This is a genomic window from Alistipes sp. An31A, from assembly GCF_002159425.1.
Classification (GTDB): Bacteria; Bacteroidota; Bacteroidia; order Bacteroidales; family Rikenellaceae; genus Alistipes; species Alistipes excrementigallinarum.
This window is the reverse complement of record NZ_NFIO01000024.1, coordinates 1-3,519: the sequence shown is the minus strand read 5'-3', so window position 1 is coordinate 3,519 and position 3,519 is coordinate 1. Positions and strand designations below refer to the sequence as shown.

3 protein-coding genes and 1 tRNA gene are annotated in these 3,519 nt (G+C 40.8%); all 4 read right to left on the bottom strand.

From position 1 onward, the window contains the following. Nucleotides 1–25: 25 nt before the first annotated feature. The 4 genes from B5F90_RS10710 to B5F90_RS10950 all read right to left on the bottom strand — a co-directional run bounded on the left by B5F90_RS10710 (nucleotide 26) and on the right by B5F90_RS10950 (nucleotide 2,796). Nucleotides 26–97, bottom strand: a tRNA-Thr gene (locus B5F90_RS10710). A 203-nt stretch (nucleotides 98–300) separates the two neighbouring features. Then, the gene (locus tag B5F90_RS10705) at nucleotides 301–522 is read right to left on the bottom strand and encodes a hypothetical protein (protein WP_087362792.1); all 222 of its coding nucleotides are present in this window, start codon (nucleotides 520–522) and stop codon (nucleotides 301–303) included. Nucleotides 523–539: 17 nt separating this feature from the next. After that, on the bottom strand, nucleotides 540–2,483 hold the full coding sequence (locus tag B5F90_RS10700) for a PL29 family lyase N-terminal domain-containing protein (protein WP_087362791.1): 1,944 nt from the start codon (nucleotides 2,481–2,483) through the stop codon (nucleotides 540–542). Between the two features lie 25 nt (nucleotides 2,484–2,508). Next, entirely contained in the window at nucleotides 2,509–2,796 is a 288-nt protein-coding gene (locus B5F90_RS10950; RefSeq protein ID WP_143256180.1) for a hypothetical protein, read from the bottom strand. Between the last annotated feature and the right edge of the window lie 723 nt (nucleotides 2,797–3,519).

The following is a 3,519-nucleotide window of genomic DNA, read 5'->3' as shown; positions in this document are numbered from 1 at the left end:
CGGGTCTTGCGACCTTGGACTTTCGAGCCGAATCCGAGACTTGAACTCGGGACCCCTTCATTACGAGTGAAGTGCTCTACCACTGAGCTAATTCGGCCTTCGATTGAAAATCAACCTGTTACGATGATAAAAAAGAGAGATTCGGGCGTAATGTGTAACATTATGTGTAACACGACGGCCTGTGTTGCTTGCAGTTAAACGATAGTGAACTGCTTGATTGTTTGATAAATAAAAAAAGAGACAGACCCCGCAAAAGGATTATTTGCCTTTTACGAAGTCTGTCACTTAGAAACATTGCAATCAATCTTTAAAGGCCTTTAGCAATTTGAAATCGATATAAAAGATTTCCTTTGTTTGAGGATCCTCTATTAAAGCAAATGTTCGCTGTTGTCCGTTTATTATGTCATGAGCTAATCCAATGAAATAGCCTTCATCTGTTTCATATTGATGTGGATTATCGAACTCTATTCCGTCTAAAGCATCTTCAGATCTGTAAAACTCAATAAGCCTGTAATCGCTCATAATAATCAGATTGTAAGTTAGTAGATATATTCTGAAATATAATCAGCAAATGCATTCCATTGCGCTTTATAGGTATCACTTGACCCTATCGGCACATATATTGTTAAAGGTGCCTTAAACGAATTTTTTTCGCATATGGGAGGTGTAGAGGAAAGACAATAAACAGTCGGATTATTGCCGCACCCGTAAAAAACAAGAGTCCCTATTGAGGTTACATTTTTCCCAATAGTAATAGTTTTTACATTTTCACACATTGCAAATGCGGAATTCTCCAAAGAACCTTGAGATATTTCAATAGTTGTTAAACTATTGCACTCTCTAAACGCAGCGGCTCCAATTGATGTGATGCTGTTCGGAAACTTAATGTTTTTTAGATGTTTGCAATATGCAAAACTTTTTCTTCCAATAGATTTTAGACCATTAGGTAAAGTAATTGAGATAAGCGAACTATTATATATAGTTGTCCCAGGATCGGGAACGTAATATTGACAGCAAAAGGATTCTGAACCAATAGTCTGAACATTTTGAGGGATTTCTATTGATAATAAATTGTTACAGTTATAAAAAGCTTGATCATCAATAGCGGTTAGTCCTGTAAAATATTTAAGTTCCTTAAATTCTCTAATTTCGGCATTTTCTTTAAAGATAGTTCCAATAGTGGTAACGGCAGCAGCTTCATCATAAGATAATTCACCATCACCATTAGTGTCCCAATTTTGTAGACAAATTGATTTTACGATAATATCATTAAAATTTATAAATTGGTCAGATGATCCTCCTGTTTTAGGGATAGTAATAATGGATCCATCAGCTAATTCAAAATAGACATTATTCTCGTCTTGCGTGATTTTAATGCTTTCTCCGTCTTTGCCATCTTCACCCGTTGCTTTGCCGAGTTGCTCCCAGCTATCTCCATTATTGTAAGAGATCCACCAATATCCCTCTCGAATTTCAAGTTTGGGCGTGGTCCCATCTGTTCCATCCGAACCGTCTGTTCCTTGAGCCTTGATCTTTTGCCCGTCTACAACAATAAATTTACCGTTCAGTGTCCAATAATAGATGCCATCAGTGTCCTCCTTCACTCCGATAACAGGCGTATTCCCGTCAGCTCCGTCTTTTCCATTGTAAATAACAATCGGATTGCTTTTGGCAAATTTAATAGTGTAGCCAACTATCTTACCGTCTTCAGTCAGCGGATCCACACTGGTGATGTAGTCGTTGTTTTGAAGTGCGGTAACAATGGCTTGCAATGATGACAGATTTGTATTAGTTTCATTGCATAGACGCTGTAAGGCTTCAAATGCAGACCATGTTGGCAATTTGATTTGCGTACCATCCGCCAATGTGAAAATCACATAATCCGTACTGGTTTTGTAGTCAATTCCCGTAAACATGGAATCACCGCCAGTTCCATCCTCTCCTGTGGCTTTTCCAAGTTGTTCCCAAGTCTCGCCGTTGTTATAGGATATGTACCAATAATCATTTTCGATTTTGAATTTGGGAGTTGTGCCGTCATTGCCATCTGCACCTTCGGCTTTGATTTTGTCTCCGTGGCCATCGGTTAACCATTCACCGTTGAGAGTCCAGTAATAAATTCCATCGGTATCTTGTTTTACTCCGATAGAGGGCGTAGTGCCATCGTCACCATCCGACCCTGCTTGACCATCTTTACCATGATAGATGGTGATTGGGTTGCTTTTGCTAAAGACGATCGTATAGCCAATCTCTTTCCCGTCCTGCATAATGGGTGTTACACTTGTAACATAGTCATTCTCCGCCAAAGCCTCTACAATCGTTTGCAACGATGAAATGTTCGTGTTCATCTGCTTGCAAAGCTCTTCCAATTTCGCCACACGATCTTCCAAACCGTGAAGACTGCTCCAAAGGTCATCGTCATCGTATTTACACGACGAGAAAGTTATCACACCAATAAGCGTGATAAGGGATAATAGTTTTTTCATAGTAAAAGATTGTATAGGTTAATATTCAAAAAAGTACTGCTTCTAAAATATCATCGACGGCTAAATCTTTGAATGATTTATTTTCAGGCAAATAACAGTTGAATGGATCGTCCTTGATTGTCGAATAAGTTTCATCGCATAGTAAAACTGTTACTTCGTTTTCAGCTTCTTTAGCCATCATGGGTTGAATAATCGCATAGAACTGTTGCTCTTGATTCTTTCTTTTTTGAATGATAGCATTGCGACTTTGTAAGTGGGAATTGTAATCCGCAATATAGCGGATTATAAATTCTGTTGGTAATTTGCTGCACATAGTTTAATCTATATGTACCGTACCAACTCCTAATGCGGTGGGTTATGGGTAAAAAGAAAGTGTGGAGTCGTTCGTTTATCGACCGAGTGGCATTTGGCGTAGCCTGCAAGCAAATAAACAATACCCCACACCGAATAAGTATATATCGGAATGATATATGCCTATACACGGTGATGAGTGTCTGTATTGCCTATCCTTGCTTACTTAAAAATCGCCAAATTTTCTCGGTAAGGATTAGCGAAACACTTTCACTAAACTGATATGTCGCCGGCCTTCAGGGGTCGGCATGGCAAAGATAGGAAAATGTTTCCCAATACGCAACGCTCGTGGGGTATTGTCCATACAAAGATTCTGAAAATAAACTTTTCCTGCAAGAGACGCCCGGCTGTTTTGTGAAAAAACATTTTCCTAAATTGGGTCGATGTGCCCACACCGTCCCTGCAGTGTGAGACGGCGCAACGGGCTGAAGAAGCTATTTCACCCTCTTGCAGATTCCCGTCTGTTCGAACTTTTCGTGGGGTATGCTGGCCTCCGTGTCGCGGGTGTAAGAATCTGCTGCTCCGACACGAGACTCTGAATCGTGCAGGCAAAGTCGAGGTCGCTGTCCGTCGTGCAGCCGGCTGCTGTGTGTTGCGGAGTTGCGGGCCGCCGGGATGCCTCCGGGGCATTCGCCTCTTGTCGGAGTATAAACTCCCGGCCCCTCTTCAGCTCTTTTTCTGACCA